This window comes from Pseudomonas sp. Pseusp49, from assembly GCF_059491875.1.
Map to the genome: position 1 here is coordinate 2407314 of NZ_CP168514.1, position 23533 is coordinate 2430846.

The 23533-nt window shown below is 62.1% G+C and carries 16 protein-coding genes; 11 read left to right on the forward strand and 5 right to left on the reverse strand.

Annotation, left to right across the window (positions count from 1 at the left end):
* Nucleotides 1–76 precede the first annotated feature (76 nt).
* Nucleotides 77–1186: a bifunctional 3,4-dihydroxy-2-butanone-4-phosphate synthase/GTP cyclohydrolase II gene (gene ribBA / locus ACEN83_RS10965; RefSeq protein ID WP_495580258.1), complete on the reverse strand. Its 1110-nt coding sequence runs from the start codon at nt 1184–1186 to the stop codon at nt 77–79.
* 70 nt (nt 1187–1256) lie between these two features.
* On the opposite strand from ribBA, the gene ACEN83_RS10970 reads away from it, so the two are divergent.
* The 5 genes from ACEN83_RS10970 (at nt 1257) to ACEN83_RS10990 (ending at nt 8208) form a co-directional block, all read left to right on the forward strand.
* Nucleotides 1257–1553, forward strand: a complete 297-nt coding sequence (locus ACEN83_RS10970) for a DUF1330 domain-containing protein (RefSeq protein WP_095967716.1) — start codon at nt 1257–1259, stop codon at nt 1551–1553.
* A gap of 574 nt (nt 1554–2127) precedes the next feature.
* Complete coding sequence (locus ACEN83_RS10975; RefSeq protein WP_495580259.1) at nt 2128–3954, forward strand: DUF1302 domain-containing protein; 1827 nt, start codon at nt 2128–2130, stop codon at nt 3952–3954.
* An 11-nt stretch (nt 3955–3965) separates the two neighbouring features.
* Nucleotides 3966–5303 (forward strand): DUF1329 domain-containing protein, encoded by a 1338-nt coding sequence (locus ACEN83_RS10980; protein WP_495580260.1) that lies wholly within the window; start codon nt 3966–3968, stop codon nt 5301–5303.
* A gap of 173 nt (nt 5304–5476) precedes the next feature.
* Complete coding sequence (locus tag ACEN83_RS10985; RefSeq protein WP_495580261.1) at nt 5477–6826, forward strand: DUF1254 domain-containing protein; 1350 nt, start codon at nt 5477–5479, stop codon at nt 6824–6826.
* On the forward strand, nt 6823–8208 hold the full coding sequence (locus ACEN83_RS10990) for a DUF1254 domain-containing protein (RefSeq protein WP_495580262.1): 1386 nt from the start codon (nt 6823–6825) through the stop codon (nt 8206–8208). Before ACEN83_RS10985 ends, ACEN83_RS10990 begins: the two co-directional genes overlap by 4 nt.
* Nucleotides 8209–9149: 941 nt before the next feature.
* Here ACEN83_RS10990 and ACEN83_RS10995 read toward each other — a convergent pair.
* The gene (locus tag ACEN83_RS10995) at nt 9150–11123 is read right to left on the reverse strand and encodes an alkyl/aryl-sulfatase (RefSeq protein WP_495580263.1); all 1974 of its coding nucleotides are present in this window, start codon (nt 11121–11123) and stop codon (nt 9150–9152) included.
* Nucleotides 11124–11260: 137 nt separating this feature from the next.
* On the opposite strand from ACEN83_RS10995, the gene ACEN83_RS11000 reads away from it, so the two are divergent.
* The 4 genes from ACEN83_RS11000 to ACEN83_RS11015 all read left to right on the forward strand — a co-directional run bounded on the left by ACEN83_RS11000 (nt 11261) and on the right by ACEN83_RS11015 (nt 16170).
* Nucleotides 11261–11929: an ABC transporter ATP-binding protein gene (locus ACEN83_RS11000; RefSeq protein ID WP_495580264.1), complete on the forward strand. Its 669-nt coding sequence runs from the start codon at nt 11261–11263 to the stop codon at nt 11927–11929.
* A gap of 1 nt (nt 11930) precedes the next feature.
* Nucleotides 11931–14402 carry an ABC transporter permease gene (locus ACEN83_RS11005; RefSeq protein WP_495580265.1) on the forward strand — a complete coding sequence of 824 codons (2472 nt, stop codon included), beginning with the start codon at nt 11931–11933 and terminating at the stop codon, nt 14400–14402.
* Nucleotides 14392–15474 carry a lipocalin-like domain-containing protein gene (locus ACEN83_RS11010; protein ID WP_495580266.1) on the forward strand — a complete coding sequence of 361 codons (1083 nt, stop codon included), beginning with the start codon at nt 14392–14394 and terminating at the stop codon, nt 15472–15474. Before ACEN83_RS11005 ends, ACEN83_RS11010 begins: the two co-directional genes overlap by 11 nt.
* 117 nt (nt 15475–15591) lie before the next feature.
* The gene (locus ACEN83_RS11015) at nt 15592–16170 is read left to right on the forward strand and encodes a hypothetical protein (protein ID WP_116582590.1); all 579 of its coding nucleotides are present in this window, start codon (nt 15592–15594) and stop codon (nt 16168–16170) included.
* Nucleotides 16171–16696: 526 nt separating this feature from the next.
* Here the strand turns inward: ACEN83_RS11015 and hglS are convergent.
* From hglS to ACEN83_RS11030, 3 genes are all read right to left on the reverse strand, one after another.
* Complete coding sequence (hglS, locus tag ACEN83_RS11020) at nt 16697–18115, reverse strand: 2-oxoadipate dioxygenase/decarboxylase HglS (RefSeq protein WP_495580267.1); 1419 nt, start codon at nt 18113–18115, stop codon at nt 16697–16699.
* Between the two features lie 110 nt (nt 18116–18225).
* Nucleotides 18226–19182, reverse strand: coding sequence for an alpha/beta fold hydrolase (locus ACEN83_RS11025; protein WP_116582588.1), 957 nt, complete (start codon nt 19180–19182; stop codon nt 18226–18228).
* A 22-nt stretch (nt 19183–19204) separates the two neighbouring features.
* Nucleotides 19205–20659, reverse strand: coding sequence for a flavin-containing monooxygenase (locus ACEN83_RS11030; RefSeq protein ID WP_495580268.1), 1455 nt, complete (start codon nt 20657–20659; stop codon nt 19205–19207).
* Nucleotides 20660–20857: 198 nt separating this feature from the next.
* On the opposite strand from ACEN83_RS11030, the gene ACEN83_RS11035 reads away from it, so the two are divergent.
* A complete protein-coding gene (locus tag ACEN83_RS11035; RefSeq protein WP_007975766.1) occupies nt 20858–21931 on the forward strand; it encodes a diguanylate cyclase in 1074 nt (357 codons plus the stop codon).
* Between the two features lie 442 nt (nt 21932–22373).
* Nucleotides 22374–23291, forward strand: coding sequence for an IS110 family transposase (locus tag ACEN83_RS11040; protein WP_495578386.1), 918 nt, complete (start codon nt 22374–22376; stop codon nt 23289–23291).
* Nucleotides 23292–23533 lie beyond the last annotated feature (242 nt).

Here is a 23533-nt window from a genome sequence, read left to right on the forward strand (position 1 = left end):
GACAACTTTGAGCCGACTGACACTCCCTCTTCGCGAGCAAGCCCGCTCCCACAGGGGAATTACATTCAGTCCAAAATCATTCGGTGAATGGAATGCTCTCAACCACCTCCAGGTCATACCCGGTCAAGCCCGCATACTTCAACGGCGGACCGAGATGGCGCAGCTTGCCGACACCCAGGTTCTGCAGGATCTGCGCGCCGGTGCCCACCTCCGAATAAATCCGCGACTGCGAACGGTTGAACTGCCGGGGCGGTTGGGTCAATTGCGGCACGCGCTCCAGCAGCGCCTGGGAGGATTCGTGATTGGCCAGCACCACCACCACGCCGTGGCCTTCGGCGGCGACACGCTGCAAGGCGGCCCACAAGGTCCAGTTGGTCGGCCCGCTGTATTCGGCGCCGACCAGGTCGCGCAACGGATCGATCACATGCACGCGCACCAGCGTCGGTTCTTCGCGGCGCAGATCGCCCATGACCATGGCCATGTGGACACCGCCTTCGATGCGATCCTCAAAGGTGATCAGACGGAAGGTGCCGTGCACTGTCGGCAGGTCACGTTCACCGATGCGCACGATGGTGTGCTCGGTGCTAAGGCGGTAGTGGATCAGGTCGGCGATGGTGCCGATCTTGATCCCGTGCCTGCGCGCGAACACTTCCAGGTCGGGGCGGCGGGCCATGGTGCCGTCGTCGTTCATCACTTCGACGATCACCGAGGCAGGCGTGTGGCCGGCCAGGCGGGCCAGGTCGCAACCGGCTTCGGTGTGGCCGGCGCGGGTCAGCACACCGCCTTCCCGGGCGCGCAACGGGAAGATGTGCCCGGGTTGCACGATGTCGGCAGGACCTGCGTTGGCGGCGACGGCGGCGGCCACGGTGCAGGCACGATCAGCGGCGGAGATACCGGTGGTCACTCCGACGGCAGCCTCGATGGACACGGTGAACGCGGTGCTGAACACGCTGCCGTTGCTCGGCACCATTTGCTCCAGGCCCAGGCGTTTGCAGTGTTCGTCGGTCAGGGTCAGGCAGATCAGGCCACGGGCTTCACGGGCCATGAAGCTGATCGCCTCGGGTGTGCAGCAGTCGGCGGCCAGCAACAGGTCGCCTTCGTTTTCCCGGTCTTCATCGTCGACCAGCAGGACCATTTTGCCGAGGCGGTAATCTTCGATGATTTCTTCGATGCTGTTGAAGGCCATGCTGGAGTCTCGGTGTTTGTGGGATGAGTAGTGTGGTATACCATAATACAAAACAAACCGAGAGGTCACTATGAAGGCGTACTGGATTGCTCACGTGGATGTCACTGACCCTGATCAGTACAGCCAATACACCCGGCGGGCGCCACAGGCGTTTGCCCTGTATGGCGGTCGGATTCTGGCGCGGGGCGGGCGTAGCGAGGCGATGGAAGGTCGGGCGACACCGCAGCGCAGTGTGGTGATCGAGTTTGATTCCTATGAGCAGGCGGTGGCGTGCTATCACTCGGCGCTGTATCAGGAGGCGAGGGGGTATCGTGAGGGGGTGGCTTTGGCTGAGGTCATCATCGTCGAAGGCGTAGCGCCGCTTTGAATTGCGAATGTGTACATATCCGTTTCTTCGGTAACGGCGGCTTATGGTTTCGCCCTTACGGCGAGTCCCTTTGGCAAACGCCGGAGTGCCGGCCCAGCCCAAAGGAACCAAAGGTCTCGCCCCTTACGTACGGCCCCTCGCTGAGGCTCGGGGTTCCTTCGCTCCGGTATTCATCCGGGGGCATTGCCCTCCGGTCGGCTTCGCTTCGACCTACATGCAATGAGTTCGACTGCGTCGAACAGCGCTGCGCGCCTGTCCCCGGATGAACACCTCCACTCAGCCTTCCGAGGGGGCGGGTGGATCAAGATCAAAAGCTGCAGGCGAGCTAACGCTCGGCCTGTAGGAGCTGCCGAAGGCTGCGATCTTTTGATCTTGATCTTCCGCTCTCAAAAATCAAAATCAAAAGATCGCAGCCTGCGGCAGCTCCTACAGGGAAACGCATCAGAACCAGGCCGGCATACCACCCGCCCCGCAGATCCCCCCGATGATTATTTTTTGTCGGCCATCGCTTGCGTGTCGCGGTCGATAGTTGGGCACCGTGTCCGGGCTGAGCAAACCTGACCGGAGCCCAATAATGATAAAAAAAAGCTCGGCCACAGCCGGAGTCCGCCAACGACTTCCCCGGCTTGGCCATACCCGCCCGCAACCGCTTGCGTTGGCGATTCTTGCCGTACTCACGGGGCCGGCCTGCGCCACCACCTTTGACCTCAACGAAGACTGGAGCCTGTCGACCAAGACCAGTCTGAGCCTGGGCAGCAGTTGGTCGACGCAAAACCCCGACAAAAGCCTGATGACCCGCGCCAACGCCCTGCAGGCCCAGGGCGTGAATGCCAATGGCACCAGCGTCAGCGCCGACGACAACCGGCTGAACTTCGAGAAGGGCGATCCCATCTCGCAGCTGTTCAAGGGCCTCACCGATTTCAGTCTCGATGGCCAGGGCCAGGGCGCGTTCCTGCGCTTCAAATACTGGTACGACCACGCCTATGAAACCGGCAATGGCCGCTTCAAGGATTTCGACGATTCGGGCTGGGACGACTTGTCGAAGTTCAAGGGCTTCCAGGTCCTCGACGCCTACGTCTGGAAAGACTTCCAGGTGGCCGAGCATCCGCTGAACGTGAAGGTCGGCAACCAGGTGTTGTCCTGGGGCGAGGCGCTGTTGATTCAGAACGGCATCAACGTGATCAACCCGCTGGACATCTCGGCGTTCAACCGTCCCGGCGTGGAAATCAAGGAAGGCCAGTTGCCGGTGGAGATGGTGTCCTTCAGCTTCGGCCTGACCGACACCACCAACCTCGAAGGTTTCTACCAGTACAACTGGCGGCCCAGTGTCCTCGACGGTTGCGGCACTTTCTTCGCCAGCAGCGACGTGATTCAGCCGGGGTGCGGGCCGTTGTACCTGAGCCAGGTGCAGACCGATGATCAGATGCAGGCCGCGGGTTTGTTCGCGACGTCCCGGGGCAACGAGTCGCCGTCCGATTACGGCCAGTTCGGCTTCGCCCTGCGCCAGATGATCCCGGCGTTGAACGATGCCGAAGCGGCGTTTTACTACATCAACTATCACTCGCGGTTGCCGTATTTCACCCTCAACGCCAGGAACACTTCCTTGCCCGGCACCTTCCCCGGTGGCATCCAGGGGCCGAGCTATGCGGCTGCCTTCCCGGAAAACATTCACCTGTACGGCATCAGCCTCAACGGCGTCGAGCCGGTCACCGGGATTTCCCTGGCGGGTGAGCTGAGCTATCGGCCGAACATGCCGATCGCGATCAACGCGCCCGACGTCAACGTCGCCGTGATTTCCGGGCCGGGGGGCAGTTCCTGGGTGCAATTGCCGCCCGGTTTCAGCACCACCAATGGCAGCCAGTTCGATGCCTGGGAACGCAAGGGTGTCTGGCAGATGACCGGTTCGGCCACCCAGGCCATCGACAACGTGCTGGGCGCCACGCGCCTGAGCCTGTTCGGTGAAGCCGGTGTCGTGCACATCGAGGATCTGGGGGATGAGCGCCTTGGCCGTAACGCCGCGTTCGGCCGCAGTGCTCCGCGCAACGGCACGCCGTGCAACACCGTGGCCTCCGGGGTCACCAACCAGTACTGCACCGACAAGGGCTTTGCCACCGAGTGGTCGTGGGGTTATCGCCTGCGCGCCAGCCTCGAATACAGCGATGTGTTGCCGGGCATCAACCTGATTCCGGCCGTCAACTGGCGGCATGACGTCGAGGGTTATTCCTACGATCCGCAAGGGCCGTTTCAGGAAGGCCAGCAAGCGCTGGGCGTGAGCCTGACCGGCGTCTACATGAACGATTACAGCGTGGAGCTGGCCTACAACGCCTTCTTTGGTACCAACGACTACAGCACCCTCGACGACCGCGATTTCGCATCCGTCAGCTTCAAGGCAGACTTCTAAGGAGAACCGTTATGCGTATGCAATTGTGCGTGCTGGCCCTGGCCTGCACCGTCGGCCTGGCTCAGGCCAAAGGCACCGATTCGGCAGCCCTGGGCAAGACCCTGACCCCCATGGGCTCGGAAATGGCGGCCAATGCCGACGGCAGCATTCCGGCCTGGACCGGTGGCCTGGCGAGCAACGCCGGCACCGTCGACAGCAAGGGCGGCTATAGCGACCCTTATGCGGCCGAGAAGCCCTTGTTCACCGTCACGGCGAAGAATGTGGCGCAGTACGAGAAGTTTCTCAGCCCCGGGCAAATCGCGTTGTTCAAGCGTTTTCCCGACACTTACAAAATGAACATCTACCCGACCCATCGCAGCGCCAACCTGCCCAAGGAGGTGCTGGCGGCAAGCCGCGACAACGTGGCCAAGACCAGCATGGCCGATGGCGGCAACGGCTTGCATGACTACGCCAGGGGTATTCCGTTTCCGTTGCCCACCGAAGGCCTGGAGGTGATGTGGAACCACATGACCCGTTATCGCGGCGGCAGCTACGAGCGCATCAGCAGCGCCGCGCTGGTGCGTGAAAACGGCGCCACCAGCTACGTGCGCAACCAGTCGCTGATCAACTTTGCCGACACCGTGGGCGGACTGGAGCCAGGCTCCAACATCCTGTTCATGTTCAAGAGTCGGGTCCTGGAGCCGGCGCGTTTGTCCGGCGAGGCGGTGCTGGTGCATGAACCGGTCGACCAGGTCGCCGAGCCGCGTTCGGCCTGGCAATACCTGCCGGGCCAGCGTCGCGTGCGGCGTGCGCCGATGATCGCCTACGACAACAGCGCCCGTTACAGCAATGGCCTGATCACCGCCGACAACGTCGATGGCTACAACGGCGCGCCGGACCGTTTCGACTGGAAACTGGTGGGCAAGCAAGAGCTGTTCATTCCTTACAACAGCTACAAGATCGGCAGCCGCGACCTCAAGTACGACGCCGTGATCAAGCCCAACCACGTCAACCAGGACCTGGCCCGCTACGAGAAGCATCGGGTGTGGGTGGTGGAAGCGACCCTCAAGCCGGGTGCCCGGCACATCTACGCCAAGCGCCGTTTCTATGTGGACGAGGACAGTTGGCAGATCGCCCAGTCGGACCAGTACGACAGCCGCGGTGAACTGTGGCGCAGCGGTGAACTGCATGCGATTCAGCAGTACGACCACGGCTTCACCTACAACGTACTGGAAACCTCCTACGACCTGATCTCCGGACGCTACTACGCCGGCGGCCTGGCCAACGAAGAGACCGAACCGATGCGCGTGGGCTTCGCCGCCAAGACCGACGACTACACCCCGTCGGACCTGCGGCGCTGGGCCAAGTAACCCTTCGCCAAACCACCGCAAACCCATTGTGGGAGCGGGCTTGCTCGCGAAGGCGTCGTGTCAGTCGCCATCAATGTTGGCTGACACACCGCTTTCGCGAGCAAGTCGGGTCGCCGCATCGCCGCTCCCACAGGGATCTGTGTGTGCCGATGTTTATCTAAAGGAGATCTACCGTGCGCTACTGGATATCCGCTCTTGCCCTGGGCGCAAGCCTGGGTACCGTTCACGCTGCAACCCTCGATCAACCCCAGGCGAAGGCACTGGCCCAGGAGGCCTACGTATTCGCCTACGCCACCGTCGAGCACGACAAAGTGCTCAGCGCCATTGCCGCGAAGCTGCCGTTCAACCGGCTCTACAGCGAACCGCGCTTGCTCGGCCCGCAGGACAACAAAGTGGTGTCACCGAACAACGACACCTTCTATTCCCGAGCCCTGCTTGATTTGCGCAGCGAACCGATGGTGCTGGACGTGCCGGCCGTGCAGGGGCGCTACTACAGCTTTCAACTGGTCGACATGCGCACCGGCAACCTCGACTACATCGGCACCCGCGCCACGGGTGATAAAGCGGGGCGCTACCTGATCGCCGGGCCGGACTGGAAGGGTGAAGCGCCATCGGGTTTCAGCGGCGTGATTCGCTCGCCGAGCCGCCTGGTGTTCCTGTTGGGGCGCACCGAGGTCAAGGGCGAAGCGGATCAGAAAGACGCCGCTCAAGTGCTCAAGGGCTACGCTTTGCAAGCACTGTCCACCGTGAGCGGCGGCGCGGCGCCTGAACCCTTGGCTGCACTGCAGCTTCCAGCGTATATGGACACCAAACAGGGGCCGGCGCAGGCGCTGTTCAGCACCTTCAACGCCCTGGCGCCGCTGCACCAATGGAGCGCCAGCGAGCAGGAAAAGCTGGCCCGTTTCGCCGCCATCGGTGTGAAGCCGGGCGCCACATTCCAGGCGCCGGCGGATTTGCTCGAAGCCGTCGCCCAAGGCGCCGAAGCCGGTCGCGAGCAAGTGCGCGCAGCGTCCAGCCAGCTGTCGGTGGAACAGCAGGGCTGGTTGCCGTCGCCGCCCAACGTCGGCAAGTTCGGCGACGACGACCTGACCCGTGCCGCGGTCGCCTGGCGCTACATCTACGCCAACGATGCGCTGGAAGCGCTGTACCCGATGGCGCTGCACGATGCCCAGGGGCAGATGCTCAGCGGCCAGCACGCCTATCGCCTGCATTTCCCCGCCGGGCAATTGCCGCCGGTGAATGCGTTCTGGTCGCTGACCTTGTATGACGGCAAAACCCAACTGCTCGCCGCCAACCCGATCCAGCGTTATGCCCTGGGCGACCGCAGCCCTGGTCTACAATACGATGCCGACGGCGGCTTGACCCTGATCCTGCAAGCCGATGCGCCCAAGGATGCACCGCAGGGCAACTGGCTGCCGACGCCGCAAGGTCCGTTCAACCTGCTGTTGCGCCTGTACCTGCCCAAGGGCGGGGCACTGGACGGGAGTTATCAGTTGCCGACGATTGCGAGGATCGAATCATGAACCTGATTTTCAGTCGCCGCCGGGTGTTGGGCTGCATGGGGGTATTGGGAGGCAGCCTGATGTTTCCGCGCTGGTTGCTGGCCGCTGATTCCGATGACTTTCGGCAGATTGCCAAAGAGGCGTGGATTTACGCGTACCCCATGCTCATGCATTACCAGACCATGGAAAAACAGGCGCTCAACGCGTCTGCGCCGGAGTACGTCGGCGGCTTCAATCGCTTTCGCCATTACAGCGAGTTGTACACCCCGAACAACCGCGAAATCGTCACGCCGAACAACGACACGCCGTACTCCTGGGCCTGGCTCGACCTGCGCAGCGAGCCGCAAGTGTTGAGTGTGCCGGCCGTGCCTGACGACCGCTATTACGTGCTTCAACTGGTCGACCAATACACCCATAACTTTGCCTATGTCGGCGTGCTCAGCACCGGGCGCGAGGCGGGAAACTACCTGATCGCCGGACCCGGCTGGCAAGGACAGATACCGGACGGTGTCACGGCCGTGCTGCGCAGCGAAACCGAAATCGTCATGGTGCTTGGCAGAACGGGCCTGAAAAACGCCGGGGACCTGCCGGCGGTGCGTGCCTTGCAGCAGCAATACGAGTTGCGTTCGTTGCATGAATACATTGGCAGTGCACCGCCCGTGGCTGCGCCAGCCATTGACTGGCACCCCTGGGACAGCAAGACCGGGTTGGGGCTTGAGTTTATCCCGGTGTTGAACCAGATCCTCAGCCTGTGTCCGACGCAACCGTCCGAGCAAGCCCTGCGCGCACGCTTTGCGCGGATCGGCATCGTGCCCGGCCAGGGCTTCGACCCGGCGACGTTGCCGCCAGCCATACGCCAGGCACTGCTCGCCGGGATTCAGGACGCCCAGGCGCAATTGCAAACGGCGGTGAGCCAGGTGCGTACCACCCTCGGCCTGTTCGGCACTCGCCAAGCGATGGACGGCAATTACCTCAACCGCGCTGTTGCGGCGAATGTCGGGATTTACGGCAACAGTGTGGAGGAGGCCTTCTACACCGGCACTCGTGTGGATAATCAGGGGCAACCCTTGCAGGGCGGGCGAAGCTATCGCCTGCGTTTCGCACCGGGTCAATTGCCGCCCGCCAGCGAGTTCTGGTCGCTGACCTTGTATGACTTGCCGGATCGGCAACTGGTGGCCAACCCGATCAATCGTTACTGCCTCAGCAGCCGGGATCGTTTGCAAGCGGATCCGGACGGTGGGCTGACGTTGATCCTGCAGAACGCCACGCCGCCGGAGCAGAGCAACTGGTTGCCGACGCCGGCGAGCGGGGCGTTCACCCTGGTCTTGCGCCTGTATGGGCCGGGGCAGCAGGTGGTCAATCAGCGCTGGCAAATGCCGGTGGTTGAGGTGGTGTCTGTCTGAGTCGCGCTCCTGCATTGGATTTGTGTCGTTCACACCTGTTGTGGACAACCTGGATCCCTGTGGGAGCGGGCTTGCTCGCGAAGGCGGAGTGTCAGGCGACCTGTCTTTTGTTGGCTGTGTACATATCCGTTTCTTCGGTAACGGCGGCTGGCGGTTTCGCCCTTACGGCGACTCCCTTTTTTACAAGCGCCTAAAAAAGGAAGCAAAAAACGCTCGCCCCGAACGTACGGCCCCTCGCTGAGGCTCGGGGTTCCTTCGCTGCGGTATTCATCCGGGGGCATTGCCCTCCGGTCGGCTTCGCTTCGACCTACATGCAATGAGTTCGACTGCGTCGAACGGCGCTGCGCGCCTGTCCCCGGATGAACACCTCCGCTCAGCCTGCCGAGGGGGCGGGTAGATCAAAAGCTGCAGGCGAGCTAACGCTCGACCTGATGAGTGGTGAAAAGCGGGGTGTACGCCGCTCTGCCTTTGCTCTTCTGTGGGAGCGAGCTTGCTCGCGATGGCGGTCTGTCGGTTAACCGAAATTTTGCAGTGAGCCACACCAAAAAACAGGTCGGCCGGTAGGCCGCCTCGGGCGTTGTTGCGGTGTACGCCCCCTCGTGAGGCCGAGCGGAGGTTCTGCGTAGTGGGCAACCCGGCATGGATGCCGGGTTAGCCGCCGCCGGCCATGGATGGCCGATGGCGGCGGGCCCACGGAGCAGGACCGGAGCGAGGGGATGCCGAGCCTAGGCGAGGCACCGAACGTCAGGGGCAAAGCGCTTTGGTTACTTTCGCGCTTTTCGAAAGTGACCCGCCGTAAGGGCGGAACCATTAGCAGCCGTTACCGCAGAAATGGATATGTACACCCGTAAAAATCCATGCCGCCCCTCAGGGATCAGTGATGTTCACAGCATGTGTGAACGACACAGAGCCAGTATGAGAGCCAACTCGCGAAAGCGGTTTCACGGGGTAACGATATTGAACTGCGGCGCAAACGTATCGAGGCTGGTCATCAACTCTCCAAGCTTCTTGCCATTGCCTTGCAACTTGATCAGGCCTTTCTGGATCGCCGTGGGGATGTCCAGTTGCTTGAGGCTGATCTGTTCCAGGGTGGCCTTGCTCATGGTCACGCCAGCATCCGCCTGGGCGTTGAGGCCGGCGCGGTGGGTCAGCACGCCGTTGCGCAGGGTCAGGTTGAAGTCCTGGTTCAGGTCCTCGAAGGTCCAGTTCAGGGTCAGGTCATGGCCTGCGGCCTTTTCGCTGTCCAGACGCACGGCCAGGAAGTCGAAGAACATCTGCGGGCTCATCGCCCGTACCATGTCGACCGACACCGAAGTGCCTGCATGGGGTGGTACGCCGTTGCGCAGTTCCATGGCGCCGGTCAGGTACATGTTGCGCCAGGTGGCGTTTTCGCTTTGATAGCCCATCTGCTCCAGCGCCTCGGCCTGGGCTTTGCGCGCGTCGCCGTTGTCCGGGTTGGCGAACAGCAATTGATTGCCCAGTTGCGCGGCCCAGCGGTACTCACCCTTGGTCATCGCCGCGAGCATTTTCTCCAGTACCGCGGCTTCGCCACCCATGGCTTCGACCGTGTACTTCGCCGTCTCCACAGGAGGCAGCGGATTGAGGTTGGCCGGGTTGCCGTCATAGAAACCCATGTAACGCTGATACACCGCACGGGTGTTGAAGCTCAGCGAGCCGTAGTAGCCACGGGTGTACCACTTCTGGTCCAGGCTGCCGGGCAGTTTCTTGATCGAGTCGGCGATTTCCAGCGGCGTCAGGCCCTGGTTCAGCAGGTGCAGGGTGCGGTCATTGAGGAAGGCGTACATGTCGCGCTGGTCGGCGAGGAAGGTGCGGATGCGTTCGCCGCCCCAGGTCGGCCAGTTGTGCTGGGCGAACAGCACGTCGCTCTTGTCACCGTATCGCGCCAGGCTGCCGTCCAGGTACTCGGCCCAGGCCTTGGCGTCCCGCACTTGCGCGCCGCGCGGGGTGAGGATGTTGTGCATCATTTGCGTGGCGTTTTCCGCCATGCACAAGGCGCGCAACTGCGGCAGGTACAGGTTCATTTCCGCGGGCGCCTCGGTGCCCGGGGTCAATTGGAATTCCACTTCGAGGCCGGCGATGGTGCGGGTCTCCAGTGCCTTGTCGATCAGGTCGGTGGGCGGGATCAGGGTGACGGTGCCGCCGCTCGGTGTGCTCTTGCCCAGGCCGGCATCGACCTGGCCTTTTTCGCCACGGGGCAGCAGGCTGCCGAACTGGAACTGCGCGCGGCGGCTCATGGCGTTGCCGGCGTAGACGTTCTCGCTCATCACGTGTTCCATGAACCCGGCGGGGGCGAACACCTTGACCTTGCCGGCCTTGACGTCGGCTTCGTCGATGACCCCGCGCACGCCACCGAAGTGGTCGACATGGGTGTGGCTGTAGATCACCGCCACCACCGGTTTGTGCGGGCGGTTCTGGTAGTACAGCTCCAGCGCCGCCTTGGCGGTTTCGGCCATGGTCAAGGGGTCGATGATGATCAGCCCGTCGTCGCCTTCGATGATGGTCATGTTTGCCAGGTCGAGGCCGCGCACCTGATACAGCCGAGGGCTGACTTCGAACAATCCGGCATGGGCGCTGAGCTGGGCCAGGCGCCATAGGCTCGGGTTGACTGACTCCGGGGCCTGGTCCTTGGCGAGGAAGTCATAGGCCTGGATGTCCCAGATGACCTTGCCCGAGGCGTCCTTGACCTGGCCCTTGAAGGGCGCGATCAAGCCCTTGGTGACCGACTCGTAGTCAGTGCGGTCGGTGAAGGGCAGTTGTTTCAGGACGGCGGCGTTACTGGCCGAGGTTTGCGGGCTGGCCGCGACCGGTGCATCGGCGGCGACCACCGCTTGCGCCAGGCAGGTGGTGATGAGGCAAGCGAGCAGCCCACGAGGGCTCAAGGTGAAACGAGGCATGGCGTCTCCGTTTTTTATCGTTATGGCTAGACCAGCTTCGAGGGTAGGGCGGGGCACGGGCAGGGCGATCATCGGCAACGGACAAAAAACATTCAGGGCCGCTATCCTTGAGCCACGCATACCCAGCAGGTTGACCCATGCTTGAAGTCCATGGCGTTTTCAAAAGCTACGCCACACCGCAGGGGCCGCTGCCGGTGCTGCAAGGCGTCGACCTGACGCTCAGGCCCGGCAGCAGCCTGGCGTTGATGGGCGAGTCGGGCAGTGGCAAAAGCACTTTGCTGCACCTGATCGCCGGGCTGGACCGGGTCGATCGCGGCAGCATCCGCAGTGGCGGGCATCGCCTGGAACAGATGAACGAAGGGCAACTGGCGAGCTGGCGCCGAACGGAAATCGGCCTGGTGTTCCAGCAATTCAACCTGATCGGCAGCCTGCGGGTCGAAGACAACCTGGCGATTCAGGCGCGTCTGGCCGGGCGTCATGACCCACGCTGGCAAGCCCATCTGGTGCGGCGCCTGGGCCTGGGCGAGCTGTTGCGGCGCTACCCCGAGCAACTGTCCGGCGGCCAGCAGCAACGGGTCGCGCTGGGTCGGGCGCTGGCGTCGCGCCCGCCATTGCTGCTGGCCGACGAACCCACTGGCAGCCTCGATGAGACCACCGGCGCCGAGGTGTTGCAGTTGCTGCTGGAGCTGCTCGACGACAGTCCCACCAGCCTGCTGATGGTCACCCACAGTCCCGGCGTGGCGGCGCGGCTGGCGGAAAAGGCTTTGCTGTGCGGTGGTCGCCTGGCCGGTGTGGGCGAGCGCTGACATGAGCATCTTTGGCCAGACCCTGCGCGCGCTGCTCAGCCACTGGCGGCAGCATCCGGTGCAGTTTTTCAGCGTGCTGACCGGGTTGTGGCTGGCCACCGGCCTGTTGACCGGCGTCCAGGCACTCAACAGCCAGGCCCGCGACAGCTATGCCCGCGCCAGTCAATTGATCGGCGGCGAACCGCAGGCCAGTCTCAGTGCGCCCGGTGGCGGCACCTTCCCACAGCAATGGTTTGTCGATCTGCGCCGCGCGGGGTGGCCTGTGTCACCGGTACTGCAGGGCCGGGTCACGCTCAAGGGGCATGAAGAACAGCGCCTGCAGTTGATGGGCATCGAGCCGGTGTCGCTGCCGGCGGGCGCGGCGGTGGCGGGGCAGGCCTTGGCGATCGAGCAGGTGGTCGGCTTTTTCAGCCCGCCAGGCAGTACCTGGATATCGTCGCAAACCTTGCAGGCACTGGGCTTGCGCGAAGGTGACCGGCCACTGAACCTGGCGGGCGTGGCACTGCCGCCGCTGCAGGTGCAGGCCGACATGGCGCCCGGTGTGCTGCTGGTGGACATCGGTTTTGCCCAGCAGATCCTGGGGTTGCCGGATCAACTGTCGCGCCTGCTGCTACCGAAGGATTTCACTGCGCCGCTGCCGCAGGCCTTCCAGGGCCAACTGCAACTCAAGAGTGCCGGCGAAGAAAACAACCTCACACGCCTGACCGAAAGTTTTCACCTGAACCTTGCGGCCTTGGGGGTGCTGTCGTTCGTGGTCGGCCTGTTTATCGTGCACGCCGCCATCGGGCTGGCGCTGGAGCAACGCCGGGGTTTGCTGCGGACCCTGCGTGCCTGTGGGGTGAGTGCGCGCATGCTGATCGCCTGTCTCGCCGTCGAATTGGGTGGGTTGGCCCTGGTCGGCGGGGCGGCCGGGGTGGTCAGCGGCTACCTGCTGGCCGCCGTGCTGTTGCCGGATGTCGCCGCCAGCCTGCGTGGCTTGTATGGTGCCGAAGTGGCGGGGCAGTTGAACCTCGGCCTGTCATGGTGGTTCAGTGGTATCGGCCTGAGTCTGATCGGCGCATTGCTGGCCGGTGTCAACAGTCTGCTGCGGGCGGCGCGTTTGCCATTGCTGGCGCTGGCCGACCCGCAGGCCTGGCATCAGGCCCATGCACGCTGGTTGCGCCGCCAGGCTTGGGTGGCGGCCATGGCCGGGGTGATCGCGCTGCTGGCGCTGAACCTCGGCGACAGCCTGGTCAGTGGCTTCGTGCTGATGGCGGCGCTGTTGATCGCAGCCGCACTGGCGTTGCCGGTGGTGCTCAGTTCGCTGCTCAGTCTCGCTTCACAGCGCAGCCGCTCGGTACTGGGCCAATGGTTTGTCGCCGATTGCCGCCAGCAACTTCCGGCGTTGAGCCTGGCGTTGATGGCGCTGCTGTTGGCCATGGCGGCAAACATCGGTGCCGGCAGCATGACCGCAGGGTTTCGCCAGACCTTCAGCGACTGGCTCGAGCAACGGCTGACGGCCGAGCTTTACCTCAACCCCCAGAACCCGGCCCAGGCCAGGGAGCTGCACGGCTGGCTCGACCAGCAGCCGCAACTGGCGGTGGTGTTGCCCAACTGGCAGGTGTCGATCCAGTTGCAGGGCTGGCCGACGGACCTGTCCGGGATCATCGACCACCCGACCTACCGGCAGCACTGGCCGTTGCTCGAAGCCCTGGGCGACAACCCTTGGGAACGGCTGGCCAAGGACGATGCGGTGATGCTCAGCGAGCAACTGGCCCGGCGCCTGCGGGTGCAACTGGGCGACCACCTGACGCTGCCGACGCCCACTGGCCCCTGGTCGCCACGGATCGTCGGGATCTACGCCGACTACGGCAATCCCAAGGGCCACATTCTGGTCAATATCAACCACCTGCTGCGCGGCTGGCCGCAACTGGCACCGAACCGCTTCAACCTGCGCATCGAACCGGTATCGATCCCGGCGTTCGTCACGGCGCTGCAGGCGCGTTTTACCCTGGACGACAGCCGCATCGTCGATCAGGCGCGGCTCAAGGGCTGGTCCACGCAAGTCTTCGAACGCACCTTCGCCGCCACTGCTGCGCTCAATAGCCTGACGTTGTGCGTGGCCGGCGTGGCGCTGTTCATCAGCCTGCTGACCCAAAGCCAGAACCGTCTCGGGCAACTGGCGCCGCTATGGGCACTGGGCGTGACGCGCCGGCATCTGATGTTGCTCAACCTGGGGCAGACCTGGTTGCTGGCGCTGCTGACCCTGGTGCTGGCGTTGCCGTTGGGCATCGCCCTGGCGTGGTGCCTGGACACGGTGATCAATGTGCAGGCCTTTGGCTGGCGCCTGCCGTTGCGGGTGTTCCCGTTGCAACTGTTGCAGTTGATGGGCCTGGCGCTGGTGGCGACATTGCTGGCTTCGGCCTGGCCGTTGTTCCGTTTGTACCGCACGCAACCGGCGGACTTGCTGCGGACCTATGCCCATGAAGATTAATCTCGGCGTCTTGCTCCTGGCGCTGCTGGTGCTGCTGTTGAATGGCTGCGATCAACCGGCGCCGGTAGAAAAGGGGTTTGCCGGGCTGGGCAACCAGGCCGCTGCGTTTACCAAGGTGGTGCCCGGCCGGGAGTTCAGCTTCCCGGCGGATCACGGCCCGCACGATGGCTATCGCATTGAATGGTGGTACATCACCGCCAACCTGAAGGACGCTCAGGGGCATGAGTTCGGCGCGCAATGGACGCTGTTCCGCAGCGCCTTGAAAGCCACCCCCGAGGGGGCAGGCTGGCAGAACCAGACGATCTGGCTCGGTCACGCGGCGGTGACGTCGGCGACGGTGCATCACGCGGCTGAACGCTATGCCCGTGGCGGCGTCGGTCAGGCTGGTGTCAGCGTTGCGCCGTTCAATGCATGGATCGACGACTGGCAACTGAGCAGCCAGGCAACAGCCGAGGATCCGTTGGCCGACCTGCTGCTCAGCGCCCGCGACAAGCGTTTCAGCTACCGGCTGCGGTTGACCTCGACAGGTCCGCTGGTGCTGCAAGGCGACAAGGGGTTCAGCCAGAAATCCGAACAGGGTCAGGCCTCTTACTACTACAGCCAGCCGTTTTTCCAGGCCGGCGGCACCCTGGAAATCGACGGCCAGACCTTTCAGGTCAGTGGCCCGGCCTGGCTCGACCGCGAATGGAGCAGCCAGCCCTTGACGGCCAACCAGAGCGGTTGGGACTGGTTCTCCCTGCACCTGGACAGCGGCGAGCAGGTGATGCTGTATCGCATGCGGCAAAAAGACGGCGAGCCTTACCTCACCGGCACCTGGATCGACGCCCGGGGGCAGACACAGTTGTTGCACGCCGGCGACATCAGCCTCACACCGCAAGACAAAGCCAGTGTGGTCGGGCGCGAGATGCCCGTGCGCTGGTCGATCAGGATCCCCTCCAGACAGCTCGATATCGTCATCACCGCGCTCAATCCCCAGGCGTGGATGGACTTGCGCATTCCATATTGGGAGGGACCGGTACGCCTCAGTGGCAGTCATGCAGGGAACGGCTATCTGGAAATGACCGGGTATTAGAAAATCAGCGGCCTGCTGCGACCACTTGCTGAACAGCGTCTATGCTCATCGCACACATGGCATTGCGCTTTGCGTCAACGCCGTCTGTTGTCATTCATCACAGGGAAAGTTCTGCCTATGAAACGCCACGCACTGACCAAAGCCATCACCCTCGCCACCTTGTTGTCTGCCGCCAGTTTCGGTGCGGTTGCCGCCGAACTCCCGTTGTCCGAAGTTGTGGTGGTCGATCAGGTTGCCACCCAAGTCGTTTCGGTAGATACCGCAAACCGTATCGTGGTCCTCAAAGGCCCGCAGGGTAATGAGTTCCCTGTGCAGCTGACCGAAAAGGCAAAAAACCTCGACAACCTCAAGGCTGGCGACAAAGTCGACATCAGGGTCACCAGCGCCGTTGCCGCCTTCCTCGACACCGATGTCGACAAAGGCCTGCCGGGCACTGCCGAAGCCACCGGCGAAGTGCGCGCGGCACCCGGTAGCGACAACCCCGGCGGCGAAGCTTACCGCCAGGTGAAAGTGCAGCTGAAAATCACCCACATTGACCTGAAAAAACACCAGGTGACTTTTGAAAACCCGGAAGGAAAATCCAAGACGGTTGACGTCAAGCGACCTGAAGTCCAGGCCAAACTCAAGGACTTGAAAGTTGGACAAAGCGTTAACGTGGTTTACACCGACATATTGACAGTGACCAGCAAACACTGAAATTGAGTTATATGGGCTGATTGTTTTTGTAGAAGTCTTGTACAGAAATAATCAGCTCATAGCGTTTAACGGGTGCGTTTAAAGCGTTGTGCGGCGTTGTTATCAAGTCGACATTTCCTTAAACATTGTGTCGATAAATTTCATCTTTGCAGTGCGGACATATTGATTCTCATCTACTAAAATGCTTTCCGTTCGCCCAGTGTACGGCTCTTTACCAGTGCATGGATTGCCGAGGCCATCGCACTGGGCGAACACTTTATTGGTTGTATTGAAAGTTTCGGATATAAAAAAAACGGGCGACCTGCGGGTCGCCCGTTTTTTTTGGGATTTCAGCGTGGGCACGGTCTCCTGTAGGAGCTGGCCTGCCAGCGATGGTCGTTAACGATAACGCGTATGAACCGGATAAACGCGGTCCCCTGTAGGAGCTGGCTTGCCAGCGATGGTCGTCAACGATAACGCGGGCGAACTGGATGAACGCGGCGCGCTTGAGTCCATCGCCAGCAAGCTGGCTCCTACAGGTGTTGCGTTATCGGTGTTGCCCGGGATTGCTTGAAGAGCCTTTTTCAACATCGGCCAACGCCGCGAAACACTGCTCGATCGAGCGCCGCTGGCTCTCGGCATACAACGCCAATTCATCGATCGTCGAACGCCCCAAGGCCTTTTCGAACGCCTGCTGATTGGAGTGCACGCCGTACCGGGTTTGCGCCGCGTCCCCCAGGTTCGACTGAAAAATCCCCGCCGCGCTGACCGGCAGGAAGTCTTCGTACACCAGCGGTTCAACCCGCAGGTAACCGCTGCCGAGCAGGTCGTCCAGGGCAACGTTTTTCAGGTCGCCCGCTGCCAGGCCTTTTTCCGTCACGAAGTAGCGGAAGTAAGCCAGCTCCTGTTGGCGCATGCCTTCCCAGGTGTCGGGGAACTCGCTGAAATGCTGCGCCATCAGGGCGTTATAGCGCGCGGCGTTGGCCTCGTTGGGGAAGTCCTTGAGTTCGTCCCGCGCGGCATTGAGCAAGCGGTCGTACAGTGCGCGGCCTTTGGGCGTAAGGGCGGCACCGCGCTGTTCGATCTCGCCGAAGCGGGCACTGTGGCTGCCGCGAGCTTCGTTCTGATCGGTGAAGGCAATCGGCTCGTCGAGGGCCTTGAAACTGGTCTGGCGCAGCAGGATCGGGCACTGGCGGCGGGGCGGACCTTCGATCACCGCTTTGGGGGTGATGCCATGGGCGGGCATTTGCGCCTGGACGATGTCGATGTCCAGGGTCCGTGGCGTCAGGTGGTTGATGTGCGGGCCCTTGAACGCCACCACGTCGGCGATCAGCCGATGCTGGGCGCTGAGCTTCTGGTACTGCTCGGCGGTGACGGTGGCGCTGTGGTGCCAGCGAAAGGTTTCCAGGGCCTGTTCGACGAACTCCAGGGCTTGCGGTTCGGTCAGGCCACCCTCGGATTCGGCATGCTCGATGAGCGAGAGGGCTTTGGCGGTGAAGATCGAGCGCCGGTCGAGCATCGACTGGGCGAACGCTCGCAGCTCCAGGTCTTCGATCAACTCCAGGCGCAACAGCGAGGTGAACACCCGGAACGGACTGACCTGCAACGACGCTTCATGCACTGCGCGAAACGCTGTGGAATGCACCGGCACGCCGGCCGGTGTCAGGTCGTAGTAACCCACCGGTTGCATCCCCATCACCGCGAACAGGCGGGCGAGGGTCGCCAGTTCATCGGCCGTGCCGACGCGGATCGCCCCATGGCGCTCCAGGTCCAGGCGCTCGATTTCGCCGGTGCTGGTGAGCTGTTGCAGGATCTGCGGATCGCTGTGCAGCACGTGACGGTTGGTCTGCTCCACCAGCTCCATCAACGCGCCGTACAACGGCACTTCCTCGCGGTACATGTCGGACATCGCTTTGGAGAAGCGTTGGCGGATCAGGTCAGGGCTGACGAAGTTCGGGTGGTTCATGAACAGGATTCCTGGCGCGGTGACGTAAAGGATGGGCAAAAGATCGCAGCCTTCAGCGACGCCGACAAACGAAGTTTCTGACGAACTTCATTCTGCAAAGGACTGCAAACCTAGTGCAGCCGTTGATCCTGTGGACTCTCCGAGCGCAGCGATGCCAAAAACTCCCGATACAGGCGCGCCGAACCGGAGGGCGCTTCCACCATGGGCATGTGCCCGATGGCGTCCCAGATATACACGCGCAGGTCGGCGATGCCCTTGCTCCAGACCGCCACGCTGCTGACGTCGATCAGCCGGTCCTTGCGCCCCCACAGCAACAGCGACGGGACGCTGATGTCGGGCAGGTGGGGTTCCATCGGCGGGCTGGCACGGAAGTCGCGGAAGATTTCCTCCAGCTCCTCGCGGGACTGTTCATAGCGCTGGGCCACGGCATCGAGCACGAGCTTCGGCACCCAGGGAGGGGACGCCATTGTCATGGCGTAGAAACGCTGGAACTCCTCCCGCGAATGAATCAGAAACGGGTTGTGGCCCTTGGCCAAATGCCGCTCCAGGTCACTGGGCTCGGGCGAGGTGACCCCCGCTGGGTCGATCAGGGCCAGGGACACAATGCGCTCCGGGTAATTGGCCGCGAGCCACGCCGCCATATAGCCACCCATGGAGTTGCCGATGACATGGACTTTCTCGACGCCGCACACGTCCAGCAGCTGGATCATGCGCTTGGCCTGCAACGGTATGTCGTAGCCGCCGCCCGCCTTGAAGCCGGTTTCGCCATGGCCGGCGATGTCCGGGATGATCACCCGGTGGCTGCCGACAAAGTGCCGGGCGAAACGCAGCCAGAGGTTCTTGTCGGCGCTGAAGCCATGGAGCATCAGCACGCTGCTGGTGGCCTCGTACGGCCCGCCTTGCCAGGTCGAGACGGTCATCTCGGGGATGGGCACGACGATTTTATGCAGCCGGTAAAGCTTGGCCTCGGCCGCCATGCTCAAGTCATAGAGCCAGTAGCCGATGGCCGGGTAGGTCAGCCAGCTCCAGGCGACGAACACTGCGAGAACCACGAACAACAAAAGCATCACGCGTCTCCCTTCTATCTGCTCAGGACAAAATGTGATCGGCGGGTTTCAGCGCTCGGGTCAAGCGATGAAAGCTGAAACTGAACCCCGGAAACATCGCAATCACATGACCGCTCTTGCTTTGATACCAACTGTGGCAACCACCGGACTTCCACACGGTGCGTTCCATTTCCCGGTGGATCATTTCAGTGTAGGTACGTTCCGCCTCATGGCGAACTTCGATGCTGCGTAAACCTTGAGCCTTCAACGTGCGAATGCAGTCGAGGATGTAGTTCATCTGCGATTCGATGATGAACAGCGCCGAGGTGTGGCCGATCCCGGTGTTCGGCCCGGTGACGATAAACAGGTTGGGAAAGTCGGGCAGGGCGGTGCCGAGGTAGGCCCGAGGGTATTGCGCCCAGACCTCCTTGAGACGGGTGCCGTTTTTTCCCGTGACCGGGTAGGAAATCACCCCGTCGGTGGCGTCGTAGCCGGTGGACCAGACGATCAGGTCCAGGTCGATGTGCTGGCCGTCCAGGGTAACGATGCCGGTTTCGTCGATGGCGGCGATGCCTTGCTCGCGGCTGTGCAGCGTCACGTTGCGCCGCGCCAGTGCCGGGTACAGCGTGCTGGACAGGATCACCCGTTTGCAGCCGATGGTGTAGTCCGGCGTCAGTTGACGCCGCAGTTCGGCGTCCGGCACCTGGCGTTTGAGAAAACGCAGGGCCTGGCGCTGGACCAAGTGTATCGCCGGCTTCGAATACTTGAAGGCAATCACCCGGGTTTCGAACTGCCAGTAGATCCCCCAGCGCAGCAGTTTGTAGGCCGGCTTGAGTCCCAGCAGCCAGCGCTGGAAACGGCCAAAGCTGCGGTCGGCCCGGGGCAATACCCAGTGGGGCGTGCGCTGGAACACATGCAAGTGTCCGACGTCCGGGGCGATGGCCGGTATCACCTGGGCCGCACTGGCGCCGCTGCCGACGATGGCCACGCGTTTGTCCCGATAGTCGTAGCCGTGATCCCAGTTGTTGGTGTGAAACGTTTTACCTTGAAAACGCTCCTGTCCCTCGAAGTGCGGCACCACCGGTTGGCTCAGCGGCCCGGTCGCGTTGATCAGGAACTGCGCGCAATACGTGCCCTTGCCGGCGGTGTAGACGGTCCAGCGCTTGTTGGTGTCGTCCCATTCGATGCGCTCGACATTCGCGTCCAGTTCCACCTTGTCGCGCAGGCCGAAGTGTTCCACCACATGGCGGGTGTAGCGATGCAGCTCGGCCTGCTCGGCGAACATCTGTGTCCAGCGATACGGCGCGAAAGACAACGAATACAGCGGCGAGGGCACGTCGACTGCCGCGCCGGGGTAGGTGTTCTGGCACCAGGTGCCGCCGAAGAAATCCCGCCGCTCCAGCAGGCGAAAATCGTCGATGCCGGCCTTGAGCAAATTGATTGCGGCACATTGGCCGCCAAACCCGCTGCCGATGATCAATACTTGAAAGGTCTGCATGGGCCTCCTCTTATGGTCATTGATCAACCCCTTCTTTCATGTATAGCCGTTTCCGGGGTGAGGCTTTTGCTTTTATGCGAGGGTGATGCCGCGATATTCAGCCCGCCAGCCGGTGATGGCTATTTAATCTCGCCCTGATAGACTCCAGCGCACAGGCACAGGCTGTTATCGCATTCCGTCGAGTGGCACAGAGGCCTTATGGAAAAAGCGGGAGGAAAGGCGTTCTCATTGGCCAGGAGGCTCTATACATCGCGAATCCTGGGGGTGGCCCTGGGATTGGTGTGCGTGAGCGCGGCGATGTATCCACTCGATCCGGCGCCCTGGGTCTGGGGTTTCATGTGGTTCAATGGCCTGGTCTGGCCGCATGTGGCTTATCAATGGGCGCGCCGGGCCAGAAAGCCTTATCACGCCGAACACCGCAATCTGCTGATCGATGCCTTTCTCGGCGGTTTCTGGATTGCCGCGATGCATTTCAATCCACTGCCCAGCGCGACCACCATTTCCATGATGGCCATGAACAACGTGGCCATCGGCGGCATGCGCTTCCTGCTGGCCGGGACGGCCGCGCAAGTGCTGGGCATAGGCGTCGGTTTGCAGATTTTCGCCCCGGCGTTCATTCCGGCGACCAGCCCGCTGCAGCTCTATGCCTGTTTGCCCTTGCTGTGCCTGTATCCGTTGGCGCTGGGCTGGATCTGCTTTCGCCAGGCCCATACCCTCGGCCGTCAGAAGCGTGAACTGCTGGCACTGAGCCGCACCGACAGCCTGACGGGCCTGTTCAACCATGGTGCCTGGAAGGACCAGCTGGAAGTCGAGTTCCAGCGCTGTAAACGCCAGCAAAAGGGCGGGGCGATTGCCCTGATCGACATCGATCATTTCAAGGCCATCAACGACACCTACGGCCATGTTGCCGGTGATATCGTCCTGCGTCAGTTGAGCAAGATGCTCAAGCAGAACCTGCGAGCGACCGATGTGGCCGGGCGCTACGGCGGTGACGAGTTCTGCGTGATCCTTCCGGACCTGCCCCTGAACCGCGCCGCGGTGCTCATGGATGCCCTGCGTGATCGCTTCGCCACCCTGGGCTACGAGCAGAGTCCGGCGCTGAAAGTCAGCCTGAGCATTGGCCTGGCGTCATTCGACCCGGCGCACACCGACGCGACGCTTTGGCTCAACGACGCCGATCATGCGCTGTACGAAGCCAAGACCACCGGGCGTAACCGCGTGATCTGTTGCGGCAATGGCAAACCCCATCGCGAACTGCTCGACTCGGCGTGACCGCCCACCGCATAACCTGTGGGAGCGGGCTTGCTCGCGAAGGCGCAGTGTCAGGCGGCAGGGATGTTGGCAGTGATGGCCTCATCGCGAGCAAGCCCGCTCCCACAAGGATCTGGGTGAATACAAGATTTGTGTTCAACAAAAGCCAACTGTGGGAGCGGGTTTGCTCGCGATGGCGCAGTGTCAGGCAGCAGGGATGTTGGCAGTGATGGCCTCATCGCGGGCAAGCCCGCTTGTGTCTAGATCCAGGAATAGACTTCGAGGTGAGAGGGGTGGATGGCAAGCTGTGAGTCCGCGGTGCTAAAAGCACGTGTGGGAGCCAAGCTGCCATCCACCTTTCCACTCTGGCCCATAAGCCCGAACAGTTGGACGAGCGCCACTCGAATCACAAGCGTGGGCAAAGCCAGAGCACTCTCACTCCTGAGTGTAAGAGGGTTTTGCCATGATTTCCTGGGTCGGCATCGATATCTCCAAATCAAACCTGGTTGTATGGGTTCAACCTCAGGGTGAAGGTTTTGACCTTCCCAATACGTCAGAAGGCTTTGTTGAGCTGATTGAGCGCCTGAGCCGGTACGAGGTTGGCCGGGTTCTGCTGGAGGCCACCGGTGGTTACGAGAGCAAGGTCATGGCGGCACTGCAGGGCGCCGACTTCAACGTGCTCAGAATCAATCCCCGCCGGGCCAGAGCCTTCGCCGTGGCGATGGGCAAGAATGCCAAGACCGACCCCATCGACGCGGCCGTGCTGGCGGACTTCGCTGAAGTGCTGCATGCATCCCGCGACAAGATCATTTCGCCGGAACGTGAAGCGCTGCGCGAGCTGATCCAGTTGCGCGAGCAGTTTGTTCAGCAACGAGACGACAACAAGCGCCGGCTTCAGCAAGTCCAGCTACCCGTTGTTATCGAGGCGATCAAAGGTCTTGTTCACTACCTGCAAGTGCAGATCAAGCAGCTCGATAAAACCATCCATCAGAGCATGCATGAACTGGATGCCGAAAAAGCCGAGCGACTCATTTCCGTTAAAGGTATCGGTACGGTGGCCACAGCCAGCTTGCTGGTTTACCTGCCTGAATTGGGAGAGCTTGATCGTCGTGAAGTGGCGGCCTTGGCGGGAATTGCGCCGTACAACGACGACAGCGGCAATCACAGCGGAAAACGTCAAATCTATGGAGGCAGAGCCCGTGTCAGACGTGCGCTTTACATGTCTTGCTGGGTCGTGATCCGTCATCAGCCAGACTTCAAGGCACGTTATGACGCTCTTCGGGAGCGAGGCAAGAGCGCGAAAGTCGCGCTCATCGCCTGCATGCGGGTCTTACTGATTAGGCTGAATGCCATGTTGCGGGACGGCACCGAATGGCGGTGACGAGTGGCAGGGGGAAGACAGTTGCTCCCACAAGGATCTGGGTGAATACAAGATTTGTGTTCAACAGAAACCAACTGTGGGAGCGGGCTTGCCCGCGATGGCGGTGTGTCAGGCAGCAGGGATGCTGGCAGTGATGGCCTCATCGCGGGCAAGACCGCTCCCACAAGTATCTGGGCGAATACAAGATTTGTGTTCAACAAAAACCAACTGTGGGAGCGGGCTTGCCCGCGATGGCGCAGTGT

What these genes read in the sequence shown, in the direction of transcription:
- ribBA (WP_495580258.1), bottom strand. Translation starts at nt 1,186, where the DNA reads ATGGCCTTCAACAGCATCGAAGAAATCATCGAAGATTACCGCCTCGGC.
- ACEN83_RS10970 (WP_095967716.1), top strand. Translation starts at nt 1,257, where the DNA reads ATGAAGGCGTACTGGATTGCTCACGTGGATGTCACTGACCCTGATCAG.
- ACEN83_RS10975 (WP_495580259.1), top strand. Translation starts at nt 2,128, where the DNA reads ATGATAAAAAAAAGCTCGGCCACAGCCGGAGTCCGCCAACGACTTCCC.
- ACEN83_RS10980 (WP_495580260.1), top strand. Translation starts at nt 3,966, where the DNA reads ATGCGTATGCAATTGTGCGTGCTGGCCCTGGCCTGCACCGTCGGCCTG.
- ACEN83_RS10990 (WP_495580262.1), top strand. Translation starts at nt 6,823, where the DNA reads ATGAACCTGATTTTCAGTCGCCGCCGGGTGTTGGGCTGCATGGGGGTA.
- ACEN83_RS10995 (WP_495580263.1), bottom strand. Translation starts at nt 11,123, where the DNA reads ATGCCTCGTTTCACCTTGAGCCCTCGTGGGCTGCTCGCTTGCCTCATC.
- ACEN83_RS11000 (WP_495580264.1), top strand. Translation starts at nt 11,261, where the DNA reads ATGCTTGAAGTCCATGGCGTTTTCAAAAGCTACGCCACACCGCAGGGG.
- ACEN83_RS11005 (WP_495580265.1), top strand. Translation starts at nt 11,931, where the DNA reads ATGAGCATCTTTGGCCAGACCCTGCGCGCGCTGCTCAGCCACTGGCGG.
- ACEN83_RS11010 (WP_495580266.1), top strand. Translation starts at nt 14,392, where the DNA reads ATGAAGATTAATCTCGGCGTCTTGCTCCTGGCGCTGCTGGTGCTGCTG.
- ACEN83_RS11015 (WP_116582590.1), top strand. Translation starts at nt 15,592, where the DNA reads ATGAAACGCCACGCACTGACCAAAGCCATCACCCTCGCCACCTTGTTG.
- hglS (WP_495580267.1), bottom strand. Translation starts at nt 18,115, where the DNA reads ATGAACCACCCGAACTTCGTCAGCCCTGACCTGATCCGCCAACGCTTC.
- ACEN83_RS11025 (WP_116582588.1), bottom strand. Translation starts at nt 19,182, where the DNA reads ATGCTTTTGTTGTTCGTGGTTCTCGCAGTGTTCGTCGCCTGGAGCTGG.
- ACEN83_RS11030 (WP_495580268.1), bottom strand. Translation starts at nt 20,659, where the DNA reads ATGCAGACCTTTCAAGTATTGATCATCGGCAGCGGGTTTGGCGGCCAA.
- ACEN83_RS11035 (WP_007975766.1), top strand. Translation starts at nt 20,858, where the DNA reads ATGGAAAAAGCGGGAGGAAAGGCGTTCTCATTGGCCAGGAGGCTCTAT.
- ACEN83_RS11040 (WP_495578386.1), top strand. Translation starts at nt 22,374, where the DNA reads ATGATTTCCTGGGTCGGCATCGATATCTCCAAATCAAACCTGGTTGTA.